At 59.9% G+C, this 19,800-nt stretch carries 19 protein-coding genes and 1 tRNA gene; 7 read left to right on the forward strand and 13 right to left on the reverse strand.

Features of this window, described 5'->3' with window-relative positions:
* The first annotated feature begins 297 nt into the window (after nt 1-297).
* Complete coding sequence (locus FHK92_RS09645) at nt 298-2,373, forward strand: calcium-binding protein (protein ID WP_181287850.1); 2,076 nt, start codon at nt 298-300, stop codon at nt 2,371-2,373.
* A 54-nt stretch (nt 2,374-2,427) separates the two neighbouring features.
* Here FHK92_RS09645 and ychF read toward each other — a convergent pair whose 3' ends face one another.
* The 8 genes from ychF to FHK92_RS09685 all read right to left on the reverse strand — a co-directional run bounded on the left by ychF (nt 2,428) and on the right by FHK92_RS09685 (nt 9,345).
* Nucleotides 2,428-3,528, reverse strand: coding sequence for a redox-regulated ATPase YchF (ychF, locus tag FHK92_RS09650; protein WP_072344518.1), 1,101 nt, complete (start codon nt 3,526-3,528; stop codon nt 2,428-2,430).
* A 22-nt stretch (nt 3,529-3,550) separates the two neighbouring features.
* Nucleotides 3,551-4,135, reverse strand: coding sequence for an aminoacyl-tRNA hydrolase (gene pth / locus FHK92_RS09655; protein WP_003185374.1), 585 nt, complete (start codon nt 4,133-4,135; stop codon nt 3,551-3,553).
* Nucleotides 4,136-4,301: 166 nt separating this feature from the next.
* The gene (locus FHK92_RS09660; RefSeq protein WP_181287851.1) at nt 4,302-4,904 is read right to left on the reverse strand and encodes a 50S ribosomal protein L25/general stress protein Ctc; all 603 of its coding nucleotides are present in this window, start codon (nt 4,902-4,904) and stop codon (nt 4,302-4,304) included.
* Between the two features lie 140 nt (nt 4,905-5,044).
* Entirely contained in the window at nt 5,045-5,986 is a 942-nt protein-coding gene (locus FHK92_RS09665) for a ribose-phosphate pyrophosphokinase (RefSeq protein ID WP_003171603.1), read from the reverse strand.
* Between the two features lie 47 nt (nt 5,987-6,033).
* A tRNA-Gln gene (locus tag FHK92_RS09670) sits at nt 6,034-6,108 on the reverse strand.
* Nucleotides 6,109-6,145: 37 nt separating this feature from the next.
* Entirely contained in the window at nt 6,146-6,997 is an 852-nt protein-coding gene (gene ispE, locus FHK92_RS09675; RefSeq protein ID WP_181287852.1) for a 4-(cytidine 5'-diphospho)-2-C-methyl-D-erythritol kinase, read from the reverse strand.
* A 1-nt stretch (nt 6,998) separates the two neighbouring features.
* The gene (gene lolB / locus FHK92_RS09680) at nt 6,999-7,616 is read right to left on the reverse strand and encodes a lipoprotein insertase outer membrane protein LolB (protein WP_181287853.1); all 618 of its coding nucleotides are present in this window, start codon (nt 7,614-7,616) and stop codon (nt 6,999-7,001) included.
* A gap of 4 nt (nt 7,617-7,620) precedes the next feature.
* Nucleotides 7,621-9,345: a tetratricopeptide repeat protein gene (locus FHK92_RS09685; protein WP_181287854.1), complete on the reverse strand. Its 1,725-nt coding sequence runs from the start codon at nt 9,343-9,345 to the stop codon at nt 7,621-7,623.
* Nucleotides 9,346-9,526: 181 nt separating this feature from the next.
* Here FHK92_RS09685 and hemA point away from each other — a divergent pair, with 181 nt between their 5' ends.
* From hemA to FHK92_RS09715, 6 genes are all read left to right on the forward strand, one after another.
* Complete coding sequence (gene hemA / locus FHK92_RS09690) at nt 9,527-10,816, forward strand: glutamyl-tRNA reductase (RefSeq protein ID WP_039592198.1); 1,290 nt, start codon at nt 9,527-9,529, stop codon at nt 10,814-10,816.
* Nucleotides 10,813-11,895, forward strand: coding sequence for a peptide chain release factor 1 (gene prfA, locus FHK92_RS09695; protein WP_053125197.1), 1,083 nt, complete (start codon nt 10,813-10,815; stop codon nt 11,893-11,895). The genes hemA and prfA overlap by 4 nt, the downstream gene beginning before the upstream one ends.
* 14 nt (nt 11,896-11,909) lie before the next feature.
* Complete coding sequence (prmC, locus tag FHK92_RS09700; RefSeq protein ID WP_181287855.1) at nt 11,910-12,740, forward strand: peptide chain release factor N(5)-glutamine methyltransferase; 831 nt, start codon at nt 11,910-11,912, stop codon at nt 12,738-12,740.
* Nucleotides 12,734-13,486, forward strand: coding sequence for a molybdopterin-synthase adenylyltransferase MoeB (locus tag FHK92_RS09705; protein ID WP_181287856.1), 753 nt, complete (start codon nt 12,734-12,736; stop codon nt 13,484-13,486). The genes prmC and FHK92_RS09705 overlap by 7 nt, the downstream gene beginning before the upstream one ends.
* A complete protein-coding gene (murI, locus tag FHK92_RS09710; protein WP_181287857.1) occupies nt 13,483-14,274 on the forward strand; it encodes a glutamate racemase in 792 nt (263 codons plus the stop codon). Before FHK92_RS09705 ends, murI begins: the two co-directional genes overlap by 4 nt.
* A 114-nt stretch (nt 14,275-14,388) precedes the next feature.
* The gene (locus tag FHK92_RS09715) at nt 14,389-14,907 is read left to right on the forward strand and encodes an acyloxyacyl hydrolase (protein WP_181287858.1); all 519 of its coding nucleotides are present in this window, start codon (nt 14,389-14,391) and stop codon (nt 14,905-14,907) included.
* 129 nt (nt 14,908-15,036) lie between these two features.
* Here the strand turns inward: FHK92_RS09715 and FHK92_RS09720 are convergent, their stop codons facing one another.
* The 5 genes from FHK92_RS09720 to FHK92_RS09740 all read right to left on the reverse strand — a co-directional run bounded on the left by FHK92_RS09720 (nt 15,037) and on the right by FHK92_RS09740 (nt 19,642).
* Nucleotides 15,037-15,342: a YkgJ family cysteine cluster protein gene (locus FHK92_RS09720; protein ID WP_181287859.1), complete on the reverse strand. Its 306-nt coding sequence runs from the start codon at nt 15,340-15,342 to the stop codon at nt 15,037-15,039.
* A 28-nt stretch (nt 15,343-15,370) separates the two neighbouring features.
* Nucleotides 15,371-16,132: an SDR family NAD(P)-dependent oxidoreductase gene (locus FHK92_RS09725; RefSeq protein WP_181287860.1), complete on the reverse strand. Its 762-nt coding sequence runs from the start codon at nt 16,130-16,132 to the stop codon at nt 15,371-15,373.
* Nucleotides 16,133-16,295: 163 nt separating this feature from the next.
* Nucleotides 16,296-17,729 carry a deoxyribodipyrimidine photo-lyase gene (phrB, locus tag FHK92_RS09730; protein ID WP_181288042.1) on the reverse strand — a complete coding sequence of 478 codons (1,434 nt, stop codon included), beginning with the start codon at nt 17,727-17,729 and terminating at the stop codon, nt 16,296-16,298.
* A gap of 12 nt (nt 17,730-17,741) precedes the next feature.
* On the reverse strand, nt 17,742-18,680 hold the full coding sequence (locus FHK92_RS09735) for a MerR family transcriptional regulator (protein WP_181287861.1): 939 nt from the start codon (nt 18,678-18,680) through the stop codon (nt 17,742-17,744).
* Complete coding sequence (locus tag FHK92_RS09740; protein WP_181287862.1) at nt 18,680-19,642, reverse strand: YbgA family protein; 963 nt, start codon at nt 19,640-19,642, stop codon at nt 18,680-18,682. Before FHK92_RS09740 ends, FHK92_RS09735 begins: the two co-directional genes overlap by 1 nt.
* Nucleotides 19,643-19,800: the final 158 nt, after the last annotated feature.

Below are 19,800 nucleotides of genomic sequence, written 5' to 3' on the forward strand. Positions count from 1 at the left end.
CAAACCGCCCGTTCTGAAAATTCAGAAGCGTCCTATAAAGGCGCGTTCCTATTCCTTAGGAAATTGCCTACATATGGCCGATTGCCTGGGGAAATAACTGGGAAGGGAAGGGGATTGGCCATCTGTCGTCATCCCCCGGCCAGAAGTGAACTTGCCGCTCGTTGACCCCTCCGAGCAAAAGGGCCATCCAGCCTGCTGACGACTAAAACCACCGGCCAAGCCAATGATCGGGGCAGCGTACAGAGCGTTGTGGCTCTTCCAGAGTGACGAATCCGGCATTTATTAAAGGACTAAACCATGACAACCTTCGATAGCACGAAAGTGGATTCCCATACCGTGAGAACCGGCCCGGGCAGTGTCCAGGTCGACCTCACCGGCCAGCTCGATGATGCCCAGAGCATCACCGTCCAGTCGGACGGCAAGATATTGATTGGTGGTTATACCGAGTACCTGGCATGGGGGTACCCCGGGGCGCCAGGTGAGGAGAGCTACGGTTATGAACAGAACCATTCAGTGATCCGCCTGAATGCGGATGGAACTCTGGATACCGGCTTTCACGACGGTGGCGTGGACATGATACCGGCCGCGACAGCGCCAGCGTCCCGCTATGAGCTGACGGCGGTACAGTCCGATGGCAAGGTGCTTGTCGCGGTGGCGCTGAACACCGGCATACAGGTGGAACGCTACAACAGCGACGGGACACGCGATGCTGGCTTTGGCCAGAACGGCGTCATGACGGTCGACATCGGCCATGACTTCAAGGATATCGACCTGACGGCCAATACGGACGGCACCTTTCAGGTCAGTGCACGCGGGTTTGACCAGGCGACCGTGACCAAGGTTGGCAATGACGGCGCCTTGTTCGACGGCTTCGGAAACCATGGCGTGCTGACCGTCGACATTTCCGAAGACCCATTCTTCAACGGCGGGATTTCCACGGCGGTGCTGGCGGACGGAAGCGTTGTGGTCGGGGCCGCCTACAACGCCGCTGGTGCAGGCGATCCGACGTTCGCCTTGCAGCGTTTCAACGCCGACGGTCAGTTGGATACTCGTTTCGGTGACGATGGCGTCCTGCATTTAAGCGCCGCCATGGGGTTTGGCGAAGACTCAGTGGTCACCGTGCAAGCTGACGGAAAGATCATTGTGATGGGCCATGGCGAGGGCGATAGCTTGGCTACCGTGGCGCGGTTCAATGCTGACGGATCCTTCGACAGCAGTTTTGGCAACAATGGCTCGGTGACTTTCGAGGCCGACACGCCGGTGGCGTTGACGGTACAAGCGGATGGCAGGATTTTGGCTGCCGGCACGAACAGCGGAGATTTCAATGTCATCCGCCTGAACGCCGACGGCAGCCTGGACACAAGCTTCGGCAGCCAGGATGGCAAGCTTCATGTGGATGGGTACGCTGGCGAGGAAATCCTGCACGGCACCGATGCCGCCGAAATCATCCATGGCCTGGCGGGTGATGATGTGCTCCAAGGCGAAGGCGGGCGCGACGTTCTGCAAGGTGGTGCCGGCGCAGACATTTTCCGTTTTACCGAGTTGGGCGACAGTTTCCGCACCGCCACGTTGAACAACAGCGACCGCATCCAGGACTTCGATGCCTCTGTGGACCGCATTGACCTGATCGGCCTGGGCTTCACCGGGATCGGTGACGGCCATGACGGGACCTTGGCCATCCAGGCCAGCGCGGACGGCACGCGCACCTACCTCAAGAGCTTCGACGCCGACGCATCCGGGCAACGCTTTGAACTGACCCTGGACGGCAATCTGGTCGGGCAGTTGAACAGCACCAACCTGGTGTTTACCGCGCCCACCATCGAAGGTACGTCTGCCAACGATACGATCACCGGTTCAGCCTTGTCGGAGATCATCCGTGGCCTGGACGGCAATGACCGTATCAACGGCGGCGCCGGAGCAGATGTCATTATCGGTGGCGCGGGCGCCGACCGTCTCAATGGTGGAGACAGGGCCGACATTTCGTTGTGGACGGACAATCGCGAAAACGCCGACGTATTCCGCTATCTCTCCACCGAAGACAGCTACCGTACCGACACCCAGAGCTTTGCCGACCTCATCGAAGGCTTTACGGTTGACGACAAGATCGACGTATCGGCACTGGGCTATACCGGCTTTGGAGAGGGGACGGACACGACGCTGAAGTTGGTTTACAACGAGGCATTGGACCGCACTTACCTGAAGGATGCGGAAGCGGACGCGCAAGGCCATTCGTTCCAGATTGCGCTTGCCGGGGATTGGCGGGAAAGCCTTGGCGAAGACAATATGGTCTTTGCTCCCGCTGCGGCTCCCGACGCCGAACTAGGCCTGATCGGGGTGGCGCCAGATGTCGATCAATGGCATCTGCTGAGTTGACGGGCACAAAAAAACCGCGTGGCAGACAGACGCTGCCACGCGGTTTTTTTCACTTCAGACGTTAAAGCGGAAGTGCATCACGTCGCCATCCTTGACGATGTATTCCTTGCCTTCCAGACGCCATTTACCGGCTTCCTTGGCGCCCGCTTCGCCCTTGTACTGGATGAAATCCGAGTAGGCGATGACTTCGGCGCGGATGAAGCCTTTCTCGAAGTCGGTGTGGATGACGCCGGCGGCTTGCGGGGCGGTAGCGCCCACGCGAACGGTCCAGGCGCGGACTTCTTCGACACCGGCGGTGAAGTAGGTCTGCAGGTGAAGCATTTCGTAGCCGGCGCGAATCACGCGATTCAGGCCAGGCTCTTCCAGGCCCAGGGCTTCGAGGAACATGTCTTTCTCTTCACCGTCGTCCAGCTCGGCGATTTCCGCTTCGATCTTGTTGCAGACCGGAACGACCACGGCGCCTTCTTCTTCGGCAATGGCCTTGACCACGTCCAGGTGCGGGTTGTTTTCGAAACCGTCTTCAGCGACGTTGGCGATGTACATGACCGGCTTGGTGGTCAGCAGGTGGAAGCCCTTGATCACCTGTTTCTCGTCGGTGCTCATGTTCTTCATCAGGCTGCGCGCAGGCTTGCCTTCGGTGAAGTGCGCGATCAGCTGTTCCAACAGGCCTTTCTGGACGACGGCGTCCTTGTCGCCACCCTTGGCGTTGCGGGCGACTTTCTGCAGTTGCTTCTCACAGCTGTCGAGGTCGGCGAAGATCAGTTCCAGGTCGATGATCTCGATGTCGCGTTTCGGGTCGACACTGTTGGAGACGTGGATCACGTTCTCATCTTCGAAGCAGCGCACCACGTGGGCGATGGCATCGGTCTCGCGGATGTTGGCCAGGAACTTGTTGCCCAGGCCTTCACCTTTCGACGCGCCGGCCACCAGGCCAGCGATGTCGACGAATTCCATGGTGGTCGGCAGGATACGCTTGGGATTGACGATCGCTGCCAACGCTTCCAGGCGTGGATCGGGCATCGGCACGATGCCGCTGTTCGGCTCGATGGTGCAGAAGGGGAAGTTCTCGGCCGCGATCCCGGATTTGGTCAGGGCGTTGAACAGGGTGGACTTGCCGACGTTAGGCAGGCCGACGATGCCGCAATTGAATCCCATGGTGTTTCCCCTCGGATAAGTGTCAGGCCTTCTGGCTGTGCAGGTTTTTCATCGCGCGGTTCCATTCACCGGCGAGGATATCCGGCAGCACGCCGAGGGCGAAGTCGATGCTGGCATCGAGTTTTTCCTGTTCGGCGCGAGGCGCACGACCCAGGACAAAGTTTGAAACCATACTGGCAACGCCCGGGTGGCCGATGCCAAGCCGCAGGCGGTGAAAGGTATTCTGATTACCCAGTTGCGCAATGATGTCGCGCAACCCGTTGTGACCGCCATGGCCGCCGCCCTGCTTGAGCTTGGCGACGCCCGGAGGCAGGTCGAGTTCGTCGTGGGCCACCAGGATTTCTTCCGGCTTGATGCGAAAGAAACCGGCCAATGCCGCCACGGCCTGGCCGCTTCGGTTCATGTAGGTGGTGGGAATCAACAGGCGAACATCCTGACCCTGGTGCGAAAAGCGCCCGGTCAGGCCGAAATATTTGCGATCGGCGGCCAGGCTGACGCCTTGGGCGTGCGCGATGCGCTCAACAAAAAGGGCCCCTGCGTTATGCCGGGTCTGTTCGTATTCGGCGCCTGGATTTCCCAGGCCAACGATCAGTTTGATGGCAGTCACGATAGGGGCCCTTCCTGGAGTGGTGGATAACATGTCGCGGTCAGACAGGGTGGCGACAACGAACGAAAATTGCGGATCTACCGTTAAGTAAACTTCGCGTTCTTGCCCGTTGTCTCGCTACGTTCCAGTCCGCGATGTTTCCGGTCACTCCGGCGACAGAGTGAAATTACTCTGCAGCGCCTTCTTCAGTAGCTTCTGGAGCAACACGTGGAGCGTGGACGTTGGCAACAGCCTTGTCATCACCGTGAGCCAGGGCAACAAACTCAACGCCTTTAGGAGCCTTGAGGTCGGACAGGTGAATGATCGTGCCGACTTCGGCGTTAGCCAGGTCGACTTCGATGAATTCAGGCAGGTCTTTCGGCAGGCAGGACACTTCGATTTCCGAAGTCACGTGCGAGATCTCGCCGCCTTTCTTGACCGGAGCAGCTTCGTTGATGAAGTGCACTGGAACAACAGCAGTCAGCTTCTGACCGGCAACAACGCGGACGAAGTCAGCGTGCATCACGTGGCCTTTGGCCGGGTGACGCTGCAGGGCTTTGATCACGACGTTTTGCTTGGTGCCGCCAACGTTCAGCTCGATGATGTGGCTGTAGGCCGCTTCGTTTTCGAGCAGTTTGGCAACTTCTTTGGCCAGCATGCTGATGGACTCAGGGGCTTTGTCGCCACCGTAGACTACAGCTGGAACCAGGCTTGCGAGACGACGCAGGCGGCGGCTCGCACCTTTCCCCAGGTCGGAACGCACTTCAGCATTCAGAGTAAAATCGTTCATGTTGTATCTCCAAAATAGCCATTTCCGAATGACGTCTGCGACCGACGCCAAAGCGGTATGGGCAAAAAAGCCCCGCCACAACATGAGTGTTGGGGCGGGGCGCTTTTCGTCAACGAGATCTTCTGGAAAGGGCAGGGCCCTTAGCGGAACATCGCACTGATCGATTCTTCATTGCTGATGCGGCGAACCGCCTCGGCAACTACCGGTGCGATATCCAGTTGACGGATACGCGCACAGGCTTGTGCTGCAGCGGACAGCGGGATGGTGTTGGTCACCACCAGCTCATCCAGCACGGAATTTTCAATGTTTTCGATCGCTCGACCCGACAGCACAGGGTGTGTGCAGTAGGCAAAGACCTTGGCAGCGCCATGCTCTTTCAGGGCCTTGGCCGCGTGGCACAGGGTGCCGGCGGTATCGACCATGTCATCGACCAGAATGCAGGTACGCCCTTCGACATCACCAATGATATGCATCACTTCGGAGTGATTGGCTTTCTCACGGCGTTTGTCGATGATACCCAGATCAACGCCCAGGGATTTGGCAACGGCCCGTGCACGCACGACGCCGCCAATGTCCGGGGACACGATCATGAGGTTTTCGAAGCGCTGATCTTCAATGTCATCCACCAGGACAGGGGAGCCGTAGATGTTATCCACGGGAATATCGAAGAAGCCCTGGATCTGGTCAGCATGCAGATCGACCGTGAGTACACGATCGATGCCGACTACGGTCAGCATATCGGCGACGACTTTCGCGCTGATAGCCACACGTGCGGAACGCGGACGGCGATCCTGACGGGCATAACCAAAGTAAGGAATAACAGCAGTGATACGAGTAGCCGAGGAGCGGCGGAAGGCATCAGCCATCACGACGAGTTCCATCAGGTTATCGTTGGTCGGAGCGCAAGTCGGCTGAATAATGAAGACGTCTTTACCGCGAACGTTTTCATTGATCTCGGCAGTGATTTCGCCGTCGGAGAACTTACCGACAGAAATGTCACCGAGAGGGATATGCAGCTGACGTACGACACGCCGAGCCAGATCGGGGTTAGCGTTCCCCGTAAAGACCATCATCTTGGACACGCGCAGTACCTGAAGGCTGAGGGTATACCTGGATGAGTATAGGAAAATGGCAGGGGCGGCTGGATTCGAACCAACGCATGGCAGGATCAAAACCTGCTGCCTTACCGCTTGGCGACGCCCCTGTATCTGTTGCTGCGAGTGCCCAGCACTCGATTCCTTTTAGAGCAGACTTTGCAGCTTGCGATGCAACATCGAAACGTTGCTTCCTTTCGCTACAAACCCTGTAAGGGTCTCTATCAGAAGGGCCGAGACTTTATCAGCTTCAGCTTTGCTTGGGAAGCCCCCAAACACACAACTTCCAGTTCCGGTGAGTTTTGCTTCGGTAAAATTACCTAACAAATTCAATGCGTTACGAACATCTGGATAACGCCTTGCTACCACCGGTAAGCAGTCATTTCGACTGTTTCCCTTGGGAACGGGGCGCACTTTAATGGGAGGAGAGTTACGTGTCAACAGTGGATCTGAAAAAATTTCTGCTGTACTTACAGATACTTGCGGCACAAGCACCAAGTACCAGGGTTCTTCGGGTTCCACCGGCGTGAGTTTTTCCCCCACGCCCTCGGCAAAAGCCGCGTGGCCCCGCACGAAAACCGGTACGTCGGCGCCCAGCGTCAGGCCCAGGGCCGCCAGGCGATCCATGTCCCAGCCCAGTTGCCACAAATGATTCAAGCCCAGCAAAGTGGTCGCCGCATTCGAGCTGCCACCACCGATACCGCCGCCCATGGGCAGGATTTTTTCGATCCAGATATCGATGCCCAGCGAACAGCCGGATTGTTCCTGGAGTTTTTTCGCGGCCTTGACGATCAGATTGCTGTCGTGGGGAACGCCATCGAATTCGGTGTGCAAGCGGATCACGCCATCGTCGCGCACCGCGAAAGTGATCTCGTCGCCGTAGTCCAGAAACTGAAAGATTGTCTGCAGCTCATGATAGCCGTCGGGTCGCCGGCCGAGGATGTGCAGCATCAGGTTGAGCTTGGCCGGGGAGGGCAGCGTCAGGCGTGTTGCGCTCATGTCATTGCCCCAGCTTGCGCGGCTGCCATTGCTTGATGACCAGCGTGACGTCGAGATTGCTGCCGTGCAGCTTGATGCGCTCGGGCAACCAATAGCCGTTCTGCTGGGCATAGCTGAGGTATTCAATCTGCCAGTCGTCCTGCTCCAGGTTGGACAGGCGACTGTCCGCGTCGAGGGTCAGGCGACTCTCGCTGTCCGGTGCAGGGAGGCCGCGAACCCACCAGGTCAGGTGCGACACGGGCAGTTTCCAGCCCAATTGCTCTTCCAGCAGCGCTTCAGGGGTGGGTGCCTCGTAGCGCCCCTGGTTGGCGACTTCCAGCGAAACCTGGCCCGGCCGGCCGGTCAGGCGGGCGGCGCCACGGCCCAGCGGCCCGGAGAGGCGAATGTCGTAGTAATCCTGGCGCTGCAGCCAGAACAAGGTGCCGCTGCCCGAGTCCTTTGGCGCGCGAATACCGATCTTGCCGTCGATCTGCCAGCCATCGAGGCTACTCAACTGTTGCTTGTGCTCGCGCCACTGGGCCTGGTTGCCCTGGCCCTGGACGGACTCGCGGGCGCCGAAGCCCGCGCAACCGGCGAGCAGGGCGATGAAACTGAAAACAATGAAATGGCGCAAAAACATAATCTTAAAGAGTCTCTGATCCGGTCAGGCGTTTGATGGTGCTGCGCAGGATGGGGCTGTCGGGCTGTTCCTTGAGGAACTTGTCCCAGATCTGCCGGGCTTCGCGTTGTTTGCCGTTGGCCCACAGCACTTCGCCCAGGTGAGCGGCGACTTCCTGGTCCGGGAAGCGCTCCAGGGCCTGGCGCAACAGGCGTTCGGCTTCGTCGAGATTGCCCAGGCGGAAGTTCACCCAGCCGAGACTGTCGAGTACCGCCGGGTCTTCCGGGTTGATCTGGTGGGCCTGCTCGATCAGCACCTTGGCTTCATCGTAGCGGGTGGTGCGATCCGACAGGGTGTAGCCAAGGGCGTTGAGGGCCATGGCGTTGTCCGGGTCGCGCTGGATGATCAGGCGCAGGTCTTTCTCCATCTGGGCCAGGTCATTGCGTTTTTCCGCCAGCATGGCGCGGGTATACAGCAGGTTCAGATCGTCCGGGTATTGCTTCAAGGCTTGTTGCAACACGCCCCAGGCCTTGTCGCCCTGGTTGTTGGCCGACAAGGTTTCGGCCTCGATCAGGAAGAGCTGGATGCCGTAGTCCGGCTGGGTGTCACGCTGGATGGCCAGGCGACTCTGGGCCTCGGCCGTCCTGCCATTGCCGATCAGGATGTCGGCCTGGCGCAACTGCGCCGGCAGATAATCATTGCCCGGGCCGACCTGTGCGTATTCGATCAGAGCGCTCTCGGGGTCGTTGCGCTCCTCGGCGATGCGACCAAGGTTCAGGTGGGCCGAATCAACGTGGCTTTCCCGTGCGATCAGGTCTTCCAGGTAGCCCTTGGCCTCTTCCCAGGCCTTGGCTTCCAGGCAGACCAGCGCCAGGGAGTAACGCAGGTCATCATCCTCAGGGTATTGCTGCACCAGGCTGGAAAATTCGACCTTGGCGTCGTCCATGCGGTTGTTCTCGACCAGCATGCGCGCATAGGTGAGGCGCAGGCGTTTGTCGTCCGGGTATTTCTTGATGCTTTTTTCCATCAGCGGCAGGGCTTCGTCACCGCGATTCATGCTTTGCAACAGCCGTGCACGCAACAGGATGGGCGCCACTTCGCCGGCCTCTGGCGGGTTGTCTTCCAGCAGGGTAAGGGCACCCTGGGAATCGCCGTCCTGTTGCAGCAGCAGCGCCTTGCCGAAAATCAGTTGTCCATTGTTCGGATGACGTTGCAGCAGGCGATCGAAGCTCTTCATCAGGCCGGCGCGGGTTTCCTGGTCGGTATCGGCCGCGGACAGCGCAAGGAAGTCGAAATGGGTGTCGCCTTTGCCCTGCAGGACTTTTTCCATATATGTCATGGCGTCGTCATAACGTCCGGCACGTGCCAGTTGTATGGCGGCGGCGCGTTGCGCTTCGAGATCGTCCGGGGCGTTCTTCGCCCAGATCAGCGCGGTATCCAAGGCGGGCTGGTCAGCGCCCAGGTATTCGGCGATGCGAAACGCGCGCTCGGAAATCCCCGGGTCCTGGGTATTGATGGCCTGGGTGACGTAGTTGTCCAACGCAATATCGAAGCGATTGCGCTGGCCCGCCAGCTCGGCGCTCAGCAGGCTGAAGATGGTCTCCTCGCTGAACGAGCCGTAGACCTTGGGCTTTTCGGGGGTCGGGGAACTGTCTTCGACCGGTGGCGTACCGTCCGTCGAAACGGGGGCCATGGACTGGCAGCCGCCGAGGAAGGCAAAAGCGAGGAGCAACGCAAAGGATCTATTCATATAGGAAGAGGACGACTAACCTGCGGTCGGATCATCATGACACAAGCCATCGGTCAAACATAACCGAGTCTCGGCGGATGCTTTATAGGCACAGGTAATTGTGACAATAGTCGGGGGTGGTTGTTCTGAATCTGGCGAAGTAGGACAATTGCCGGCTTCACGTCACCATCAGCGACCTTGAATGGCCTTCCTTGCACTTGGTATCAACCACAAGACTGCTTCAGTAGACGTCCGCGAGCGCGTGGCCTTCACGCCTGAGCAGCTGGTTGAGGCCCTGCAGCAGCTCTGCCGACTCACCGACAGCCGCGAAGCTGCGATCCTGTCCACCTGCAATCGCAGCGAGCTTTATATAGAACAGGATCACGTTTCGGCCGATTCAGTGCTGCGCTGGCTGGCCGAATACCATGATTTGAGCCTTGAAGAGCTGCGCGCCAGCGCTTATGTGCACGAAGATGATGCGGCCGTTCGTCACATGATGCGCGTCGCCTCGGGGCTCGACTCGCTGGTGTTGGGCGAACCGCAGATTCTCGGCCAGATGAAATCGGCTTACGCCGTGGCGCGCGAGGCCGGCACCGTCGGCCCGCTGCTGGGGCGGCTGTTCCAGGCCACGTTCAATGCCGCCAAGCAGGTGCGCACCGACACGGCCATTGGCGAGAACCCGGTGTCCGTGGCGTTTGCCGCGGTCAGCCTGGCGAAGCAGATTTTCAGCGATCTGCAGCGCAGCCAGGCGTTGCTGATTGGTGCTGGCGAGACCATCACCCTGGTTGCCCGCCACCTGCATGACCTGGGCGTGAAACGCATCGTGGTCGCCAACCGCACGCTGGAGCGCGCCAGTACCCTGGCCGAACAGTTCGGCGCCCACGCGGTGTTGCTCTCGGACATTCCCGCTGAGTTGGTGCACAGCGACATCGTCATCAGTTCCACCGCCAGCCAGTTGCCAATCCTCGGCAAAGGCGCGGTGGAAAGTGCCCTGAAGCTGCGCAAGCACAAGCCAATCTTCATGGTCGACATCGCCGTTCCCCGGGACATCGAGCCGGAAGTGGGCGAACTCGACGACGTTTATCTCTACAGTGTCGATGACCTGCACGAAGTGGTCGCCGAGAACCTGAAGAGCCGGCAAGGCGCGGCCCAGGCGGCGGAAGAGATGATCACCGTCGGCGCCGAGGATTTCATGGTGCGCCTGCGCGAGCTGGCGGCGGTGGACGTGCTCAAGGCGTATCGTCAGCAAAGCGAACGGCTGCGCGACGAAGAATTGCAAAAGGCCCAGCGCCTGCTCGCCAACGGTGGCAGTGCCGAAGAGGTGCTGGTGCAGTTGGCTCGCGGCCTGACCAATAAATTGCTCCACGCGCCCAGCGTCCAGCTCAAGAAGCTGACCGCCGAAGGCCGCCTCGATGCGCTGGCCATGGCCCAGGAACTTTTCGCCCTCGGTGAGGCTTCACCGGATAGCTTTTCGGATAAAAAATCGCAATGAAAGCGTCACTGCTCAATAAGCTGGACATTCTCCAGGACCGTTTCGAGGAACTGACCGCCTTGCTGGGCGACGGCGAAGTCATTTCCGACCAGAACAAGTTCCGGACCTACTCCAAGGAGTACGCGGAAGTCGAGCCGATTGTCGCGACCTATAAACAGTTGCTCAAGGTGCAAGGCGACCTCGAAGGCGCCCAGGCGCTGCTCAAGGACAGCGACCCTGACATGCGCGAAATGGCGGTGGAAGAGGTGCGCGAGGCCAAGGAACAATTGGTCGAGTTGGAAAGCAGCCTGCAACGCATGCTATTGCCCAAGGATCCGAACGACGGACGTAACGTGTTCCTCGAAATCCGCGCCGGCACCGGTGGCGACGAGGCGGCGATCTTTTCCGGCGACCTGTTCCGCATGTATTCGCGCTACGCCGAGCGTCGCGGCTGGCGGGTGGAAATCCTCTCGGAAAACGAAGGCGAACACGGCGGCTATAAAGAAGTCATCGCCCGGGTCGAGGGTGACAACGTCTATGGCAAGTTGAAGTTCGAATCCGGCGCCCACCGCGTACAACGTGTGCCGGCCACCGAATCCCAGGGACGCATCCACACTTCAGCTTGCACCGTGGCGGTGTTGCCTGAGCCGGACGAACAGGAAGCCATCGAGATCAACCCGGCGGACCTGCGGGTCGACACCTACCGTTCTTCGGGGGCGGGCGGCCAGCACGTCAACAAGACCGATTCGGCGATCCGCATCACGCATTTGCCTTCGGGCATCGTGGTCGAGTGCCAGGAAGAACGCTCCCAGCACAAGAACCGCGCGCGGGCGATGGCCTGGTTGTCGGCCAAGCTCAACGACCAGCAGACCAGCGCCGCCGCCAACGCCATCGCCAGCGAACGCAAATTGCTGGTGGGCTCGGGTGATCGTTCCGAGCGGATCCGTACCTACAACTTTGCCCAGGGCCGGGTCACCGACCACCGCGTCAACCTGACCCTGTATTCCCTGGATGAAATCCTGGCCGGTGGCGTCGACGCGGTGATCGAGCCCTTGCTGGCCGAATACCAGGCCGACCAGCTGGCCGCGATTGGCGAATAAGCACAGGTGAATAAATGACCATCATCGCCAGTCTGTTACGCGCCGCCGAGCTGCCGGATTCTCCGACGCCACGGCTGGACGCCGAGTTGCTGCTGGCCGCTGCGCTGGGCAAGTCCCGCAGCTTCCTGCACACCTGGCCCGAGCGAATCGTGCCCAGCGAGGCGGCGCTGCTGTTCTCCGAATACCTGCGTCGCCGTCGCTCCGGCGAGCCGGTGGCCTACATCCTCGGGCAACAAGGCTTCTGGAAACTCGACTTGGAAGTGGCGCCCCATACGCTGATTCCGCGTCCCGATACCGAGCTGCTGGTGGAGACCGCGTTGGCCTTGTTGCCGGCCACGCCGGCCAGGGTTCTGGACCTGGGCACCGGCAGCGGCGCGATTGCCCTGGCGTTGGCCAGTGAGCGCCCGGCCTGGAACGTCACGGCGGTGGATCGGGTGCTCGAAGCGGTGGCCCTGGCCGAGCGCAATCGCCAGCGCCTGGACCTGCGTAACGTAACGGTGTTGAGCAGTCACTGGTTCAGCGCGTTGGAGGGCGAACGTTTCGGACTGATCATCAGCAATCCGCCCTATATAGCCGCCAGCGATCCGCACCTGGCCGAGGGCGACGTGCGTTTCGAACCGTCCAGTGCCCTGGTCGCCGGGCCGGATGGGCTTGATGACTTGCGCGCAATCGTCGACGAGGCACCCAATCATCTCGAAGCGGGCGGCTGGTTGATGCTGGAACACGGTTACGACCAGGCTGAAGCGGTGCGCGACCTGTTGAGTGGCCGAGGGTTTGCCGACGTCCACAGTCGCAAGGACCTGGGCAGCCACGAACGCATCAGTCTGGGACGCCTGCCGTGCTGAACGATCAGGAATTGCTGCGCTACAGCCGACAGATTCTGCTGCAGCATGTCGACATCGACGGGCAGTTGCGCCTCAAGCAGGGCCGCGTATTGATCATCGGACTGGGCGGCCTCGGCGCTCCGGTGGCGTTGTACCTCGCCGCCGCTGGCGTTGGCGAGATGCACCTGGCGGACTTCGACACGGTTGACCTGACCAACCTCCAGCGGCAGATCATCCACGACACCGACAGCGTGGGCCTGAGCAAAGTCGAATCGGCGGTGCGGCGCCTGACCGCCATCAACCCCGAGGTCCGGCTGGTGCCTCACCCGGTCGCGATGGACGAAGACAGCCTGGCAGAGGCCGTGGCGGCGGTGGACGTGGTGCTGGATTGCTCCGACAACTTTTCCACACGCGAAGCGGTGAACGCGGCTTGTGTGGCGGCGGGCAAGCCCTTGGTCAGCGGCGCGGCGATTCGTCTGGAAGGGCAACTGTCGGTGTTCGATCCGCGTCGCGCCGAAAGTCCGTGTTACCACTGTCTCTACGGTCACGGCAGCGAAGCCGAATTGACCTGCAGCGAGGCCGGCGTGCTTGGCCCGCTCGTGGGGTTGGTGGGCAGTCTCCAGGCGCTCGAAGCATTGAAGCTGCTGGTGGGTTTCGGCGAGCCGCTGGTGGGGCGCTTGCTGTTGATCGATGCCTTGGGCACGCGTTTTCGCGAATTGCGGGTCAAGCGTGATCCGGGTTGCAGCGTCTGTGGCAGGCCGACATGAGTGAAGCGCCGGTCGGTGTGTTCGATTCTGGGGTCGGCGGGCTGTCGGTGCTGGGTGAAATCCGTCGGTTGCTGCCCAATGAGACGCTGTTATACATCGCCGACTGTGGACATATCCCGTACGGCGAAAAGAGTCCGGAGTACATCCGCGAGCGATGCGCGATCATTGCTGGCTTTCTTCGGCGCGAAGGCGCCAAGGCGCTAGTGGTCGCTTGCAACACCGCGACGGTGGCCGGCGTGGCCGACCTGCGTCGCGACTACCCCGACTGGCCCATCGTTGGCATGGAACCAGCGGTCAAGCCTGCCGCCGCTGCCACCCGAAGCGGCATCGTGGGTGTGCTGGCGACCACTGGCACCTTGCAGAGCGCCAAGTTCGCTGCGTTGCTCGATCGTTTCGCCACGGATGTGCGGGTCATCACGCAGCCTTGCCCAGGGCTGGTGGAATTGATAGAGGGCGGCGACCTGAACAGCCCGGCCTTGCGTCAATTGTTGCAAGGCTACGTGACTCCCTTGCTGGCGGCCGGTTGCGACACGTTGATCCTCGGCTGCACGCACTATCCATTCCTCAAGCCGTTGCTCAAGCACATGGTTCCCGAACACATCAGCCTGATCGACACGGGCGCCGCTGTGGCTCGGCAACTTCAGCGCCTGTTGGCCGAACGGAATCTACTGGCCCACGGGCCCGCCAGTGAAGCGCAATTCTGGAGCAGTGCGGATCCGCTACATTTAAGAAAAATCCTACCGGCTCTATGGGATTCGTCTGACATTGTGCGAAACTTCGAACTGTAAAAAAAACGTGAAAATTGTGTAAATCGAGCTGAACTTCTGTTTTGGCACCGATTTCTATAGCTCTGTCCGTTGTAGGAAAAAAACTAACTAGGCTGTCGGAAAAGGATGTTTCTTATGAAGCGCTTATTCTGCTACGCCGCATTTGCGGCTGCATTGCTGGGGCACACTTACACCGCGCAGGCTGCGGGCGTCGAGTTCGGGGTTGGCCAGACTGGCGACTCGACCATGACTTATCGCCTGGGCATGCAATTCGATTGGGATAAAAGTTGGTTGCAGAGTGACGTGGGGCGCCTGACCGGTTACTGGAGCGGTGCCTACACGTATTGGGAGGGGGATAAGACCTCCAGCAACCATAGCGTGTCGTTCTCGCCAGTCTTTGTTTACGAATTTTCCGGCCAGAACGTGAAGCCGTACGTCGAAGCAGGCGTGGGCGTTGCGTTGTTTGAAAATACCGAAGTTGAAACCAACAAGCTGGGCACGGCGTTCCAGTTCGAAGATCGCGTCGGTTTCGGCCTGCGCTTCAAGGGTGGACATGAAGTGGGCATCCGCGCCACTCATTACTCCAACGCTGGCATCAAGTCGACCAACGACGGTGTGGAAAGCTACGCACTGCACTACACGATGCCGTTGTAAGAGACAGCTTGGGACTTGTGGGAGCGAGCTTGCTCGCGAAGGGGTTGGCCAGACGATACGATGTTGCCTGATCTATCGCTATCGCGAGCAAGCTCGCTCCCACAAAAAATCAGTTCTCAGGATGTTTCGTTACCGATACGCCGTGGCAATGCCCTGACGTTCTTCCAGGCATTCCGGCGCCCCCATCTCGAACTCCCTGCAAATCAGCGGACGCCTTTCGTAGATCGTGCACATCATGCTGTCGCGGTCCAGCGCCGCGCACCAGCCATCGTCAAGGCGCAGCATCACTTCCCCGCCCCAGTCGTCGGTGTCGATAAACCGCTCTGGAACACCCGTGTCGGTGATGAGCATTACTTCCAGCTGGCAACAGCATGCCGCGCAGGTCGAGCAGGTGACGAGCGGCGCGGGGAGTTCAACGAGAGGGATGGTTTTCATGGGCCGCAGTGTAAGGCAACCGGGCCGCTCAGGGTTGTCCCTTGATCGGGGATTGTCCTCCGTTTTGGCAGGTGGCGGTGTCGCCTTGAGCAGGTTTGCTTGATGACGGTAACGGCCAGAGCTTCGTCATGGCGGCGGCAGGCAAGGCCATTCCATGGGGACGTTCCGCCAGTTGCGTCAGTATGTGGCTCGCTGCCGTTTCAGCAGTCCATCGGGCCAATACGGAAAAACCTTCATTGAGGTCCGTTGCCGGATTGTCAAAACCCGGGATGACCAGCGTAAGGTCGATCCCGTTGGACGCCAGATCGGTACGCGCCGATTCGAATACATGGCGCATCTCGTTTCCGTCGCCCTCGACTTCCGAGGGGCGCAGGTATGTGACCGGACTGGCAATGCCCACCAAGTGCGGCTCGGCTCCCTGGCGTAACAAAGGGCGCGCGGTTGCGATGCAGAAACTCGCTGCGAGCAGATTGCTGCGAATGATGTGTTCGATCAGCGCGTTATCGGTGGGTTGGCCAGCAACGTATTCAGCCGTGCCTGCATTGATGATCACCGTATCCAGTGCTCCCCACTCTTGGGCAAGCCGCTGGCCGATCTCGCGAACGGTCTGGCTGTCGGTCAAGTTGCCCGGCACCATCAGCACCTGGCCGGGATACCGTTGCGAAAGGGCCTCGCAAGAGGTCGCGACGCGGGCACTGATGGCCAACTGCGCCCCAGACTGAAGGATCGCTTCAGCCAACGCAGCACCCAGTCCGTTACCGGCACCGGTCAGCCAATATTTTCGCGCCATCGATCTTCCCCTTTTTTGCGCAGCCTTGATAGAAGTTGGCCAGGCTTGGTCCGTGCATCCTGCACGTTGTCCCTGAACAAGCCCTTGAATTAATCAAGATATATTGCTTTAAAATATTGCATCCGGCCGCTCAACACCTTCATGTTCGGGATTGGTCATCGTCTCATCCCTTGACCTGCCGTGCTGGCAGATTCTTGAAGGCTGCCAGCGCACGTACTCGTGACTCGGCCAGATTGACGATTGGCGGATGGTACTGCACCGCGTCAAACAAATTGCCTTGTACATTTGGGCTATGGACCCGTAGCCCGTCGAGATCGTTCAGTTCAGGTATCCACCGTTTGATAAATAGTCCCTCGCGATCAAATTTTTCCGATTGGCTCAAGGGGTTGAAGATACGGAACCAGGGTGCAGAATCCGTGCCGGTGGAGGCGCTCCACTGCCAGCCGCCATTGTTGGCGGCCAAGTCTCCGTCGATCAGGTGGCGCATGAAAAAACGTTCGCCTTCGCGCCAGTCGATCAGCAGATTCTTGGTCAGGAACATGGCGACCACCATTCTCAGGCGGTTATGCATCCAGCCAGTCTCCAATAGTTGACGCATGGCTGCGTCGATAATCGGCAGGCCGGTGCGAGCTTGCTGCCAGGCTTCCAATTCATCGGGAGCCTTGCGCCAGGCCAGTGCTTCGGTTTCCGGGCGGAACGCGCGATGGCGCGACACGCGTGGATAACCCACAAGAATGTGTTTATAAAACTCTCGCCAGAGCAATTCATTGATCCAGGTCACGATACCGACACTTCCGCTCTCGAATTCTCCCTGGTTGGCTTGCAGCGCAGCGTGCAGGCACTGGCGTGGCGAGACAATGCCGGCCACCAGATAGGCTGAAAGCTGGCTGGTGCCGGGGTGGGCGGGGAAGTCGCGCTCACGCTGGTAATCATCGATGTGTTGGTCGACAAAGGCGTCCAGGCGCCGTCGGGCCTCGTTCTCGCCGGCGGGCCAGAGGGCACGTAGCGCCTCGCTGGGAGGCATGAAGCCTTCGACATGTGTGGGCACCGGATCGCTGGCGATGGCCGTGCGGGCTTGTCCGGTAGGTGCGGGAACCAGGCCGGGTAGCGAAAGATTCAAGCGCTGGTAGCACACCTTGCGAAATTGACTGAACACCTGGAAATAGTTGCCGGTCTTGGTCAGGACGCTGCCAGGCTTGAACAGCAGTTGATCAAGGTAGCCGTGGAACGCCACGCCTTGACTCTTCAGGGTTCGAGCAACCTCGACATCGCGTCGGGTTTCGTTCACGCCGTATTCTTCATTGACATGCACGGCGCTGACGTTCAATTCGCGGCACAGCGTTGCCAGTACCTGTGGCGCCTGGTCCCAATGCGACGCGTGGCGAATCAGCAGCGGAATATTCAATTCGTCCAGCGCGGCACTCAACGAGGCGAGGTTGCGCAGCCAGAAATCGATCTTGCACGGTGCATCGTCATGGGCGTGCCATTGCCCCGGGCTGATCATGTACACCGCGACGCAGGGCCCCGCGGCTGCGGCTGCCGCCAGCGCGGTGTTGTCGTGCAGGCGCAAGTCGCTGCGCAGCCAGATCAGTTGCATGCGGTCTTTCATCTACAGGAGTTCTCTGCGGCTCAGCTCGCGGTAAGCGGCCAATGGGTCTTCGGCCCAGGACACGTCCAGCGTCGAGACGCCTGTGGATAACCTGGCTTGATGGATTGACGCGGCCGGGCCGGCGATGATGATCGGGCAGTCGATTGCATTCAGCAGCCTGGGCAGTTGGGACAAGTCCAAGGCGTGGTTGGAATACACCAGTACGGCGCGAACCTTGAGGCGTTCGACCGCCAGGGCCAACTCTCCCGCAGGCAGGGGGCCGTCAAGTATTTCCACCGGACAATCGGCGCTGCTGGCGAGCCAGGCGGTGAGCCACAGGCTGGGTTCCTGGTGGGATTGGGATTGATTGACCAGCAGCAACGGCGCGCCACGCAGCTGACGGTTGTTGTGATAAATCCGGCTACCGAATTTGCTGCGCAGCCAGGTGTGGAAAAAAACCTGCTCCAGTTGCGCGCCGAACTGGCCTTGCCAGCGCGTTTGCAACTCGGCCAGCAACGGCAGCAGCAACTGTTCGCAGACTGTCCGCGGCGGATACAGCGCCATCGCCTGGTTGATCAGATCGTCGACCTGACGCTCGGCCAGTTGTGTCACGGCCAGCAACAAGGCGTGACGCTGGCGCTGCCAATCGTCTTGTACAGGCTCTTCGGGTGGTTGCGGCGTTTCGAGCAAGGGCTTGATCTTGCTCACCGCCACGCCGCGATTGATCCAGGTGAGGATGCTCTGGATCCGCTGCACATGCTCGGCATTGAACAAGCGATGACCCTTGGCGGTGCGGTGCGGCACGATCAAGCCGTAGCGTCGCTCCCAGGCCCGCAGCGTGACGGCGTTGACGCCGGTTTGCCGGGCCACTTCGCGTATGGGAAGCCAGCCCTGCGCCAGTGCCTCGGCAAAGTCGACGCCGAGGTCTTCGCTGGCGCTTGAATCAGGTTTTGTATTCATCAAATGGCGTTTCGCAAGCTGAGATTTTCCGGGTGGGGTTGCAAGTACACCTGCTGTGCCAGATAAGGGTCAGGGTGCTGGCGCAAGTGATGCTTGAGCAATGTCAGCGGTACCACCAGCGGCACGATGCCGAGGCGATATTGCGCGATGAGGTGTTGGACTTCCTGCTTGTCATCGGCATCGATGGCGCGCTTGAGGTAGCCGCTCAAGTGCTGGAGTACGTTGGTGTGGGTACGGCGGGTGGCACACTTTTTCAAGGCGGCCATCAAGGCGCTGAAGTAACGTGCGCCCAATTCGTCGGGGTCGCCCTTGCCCATGTTGCCCAGCATGTTGCCCAGCGCCTTGTACTGCACCGGGTTGTGAGCCATCAGCAAGTATTTGTAGCGCGAGTGGAATTCAATCAGGTCGCGTCGCGTCAGGCCTCGCTGGCGCAGGGGTTGCCAGGCGGCATAGGCGAACACGCGCGTCAGGAAATTCTCCCGTAATACCGGATCATTCAGACGGCCATCTTCTTCCACCGGCAAGTCCGGATGACGCTCGCAAAAAGCCTGGGCATAAATGCCTCGTCCACCGCCATCCTGGGGCACGCCGTTGTGATCGTAGACCTTGACCCGTTCCAGCCCGCAGGAAGGCGATTTCTGCATGAAGATATAGCCACAGATACTTTCGAGTTCTCCAGCCATCTGCCGTCCGTATTCGGCCAGCGGTTGGGTCACGTCGAGGTCGCGATTCACCGTGCCCACCGCGCCAGGATGCTCTGGGTTGCCCACCAGGCGAATCGGCTCGCGGGGGATGCCCAGGCCGATGGCGACTTCGGGGCAGACCGGGACGAAATCGAAGTATTCGGTAAGCGTGCGGCTGCACAGTGGCGACTGTTTATGCCCGCCGTTAAAGCGAACTTCAGCGCCCATCAGGCAGGCGCTGATTGCAATTCTGGGTTTGGCAAGGGCTTCGCTGGGCATGGGCGACCTCTGATGGCTTAATCTTGTACAGATTTTGTTTTCTGTACAATATTTTCATCATAGATCCGAACGGGCACAAGTCAACCGCGAATTGAACGAGCGGAGGTCATGACATGTTGGCGCGGGACGGGCTGCTGTCTTTGCGACAGCAGCGAGCG

The sequence above is a fragment of the Pseudomonas brassicacearum subsp. neoaurantiaca genome (assembly GCF_013608025.1).
Lineage (GTDB): Bacteria > Pseudomonadota > Gammaproteobacteria > Pseudomonadales > Pseudomonadaceae > Aquipseudomonas.

Coding starts and splice junctions, on each gene's coding strand:
- FHK92_RS09645 (WP_181287850.1), top strand. CDS start 298: ATGACAACCTTCGATAGCACGAAAGTGGATTCCCATACCGTGAGAACC.
- ychF (WP_072344518.1), bottom strand. CDS start 3,528: ATGGGATTCAATTGCGGCATCGTCGGCCTGCCTAACGTCGGCAAGTCC.
- FHK92_RS09660 (WP_181287851.1), bottom strand. CDS start 4,904: ATGAACGATTTTACTCTGAATGCTGAAGTGCGTTCCGACCTGGGGAAA.
- ispE (WP_181287852.1), bottom strand. CDS start 6,997: ATGAGCGCAACACGCCTGACGCTGCCCTCCCCGGCCAAGCTCAACCTG.
- lolB (WP_181287853.1), bottom strand. CDS start 7,616: ATGTTTTTGCGCCATTTCATTGTTTTCAGTTTCATCGCCCTGCTCGCC.
- FHK92_RS09685 (WP_181287854.1), bottom strand. CDS start 9,345: ATGAATAGATCCTTTGCGTTGCTCCTCGCTTTTGCCTTCCTCGGCGGC.
- hemA (WP_039592198.1), top strand. CDS start 9,527: ATGGCCTTCCTTGCACTTGGTATCAACCACAAGACTGCTTCAGTAGAC.
- prfA (WP_053125197.1), top strand. CDS start 10,813: ATGAAAGCGTCACTGCTCAATAAGCTGGACATTCTCCAGGACCGTTTC.
- prmC (WP_181287855.1), top strand. CDS start 11,910: ATGACCATCATCGCCAGTCTGTTACGCGCCGCCGAGCTGCCGGATTCT.
- murI (WP_181287857.1), top strand. CDS start 13,483: ATGAGTGAAGCGCCGGTCGGTGTGTTCGATTCTGGGGTCGGCGGGCTG.
- FHK92_RS09715 (WP_181287858.1), top strand. CDS start 14,389: ATGAAGCGCTTATTCTGCTACGCCGCATTTGCGGCTGCATTGCTGGGG.
- FHK92_RS09720 (WP_181287859.1), bottom strand. CDS start 15,342: ATGAAAACCATCCCTCTCGTTGAACTCCCCGCGCCGCTCGTCACCTGC.
- FHK92_RS09725 (WP_181287860.1), bottom strand. CDS start 16,132: ATGGCGCGAAAATATTGGCTGACCGGTGCCGGTAACGGACTGGGTGCT.
- phrB (WP_181288042.1), bottom strand. CDS start 17,729: ATGCAACTGATCTGGCTGCGCAGCGACTTGCGCCTGCACGACAACACC.
- FHK92_RS09735 (WP_181287861.1), bottom strand. CDS start 18,680: ATGAATACAAAACCTGATTCAAGCGCCAGCGAAGACCTCGGCGTCGAC.
- FHK92_RS09740 (WP_181287862.1), bottom strand. CDS start 19,642: ATGCCCAGCGAAGCCCTTGCCAAACCCAGAATTGCAATCAGCGCCTGC.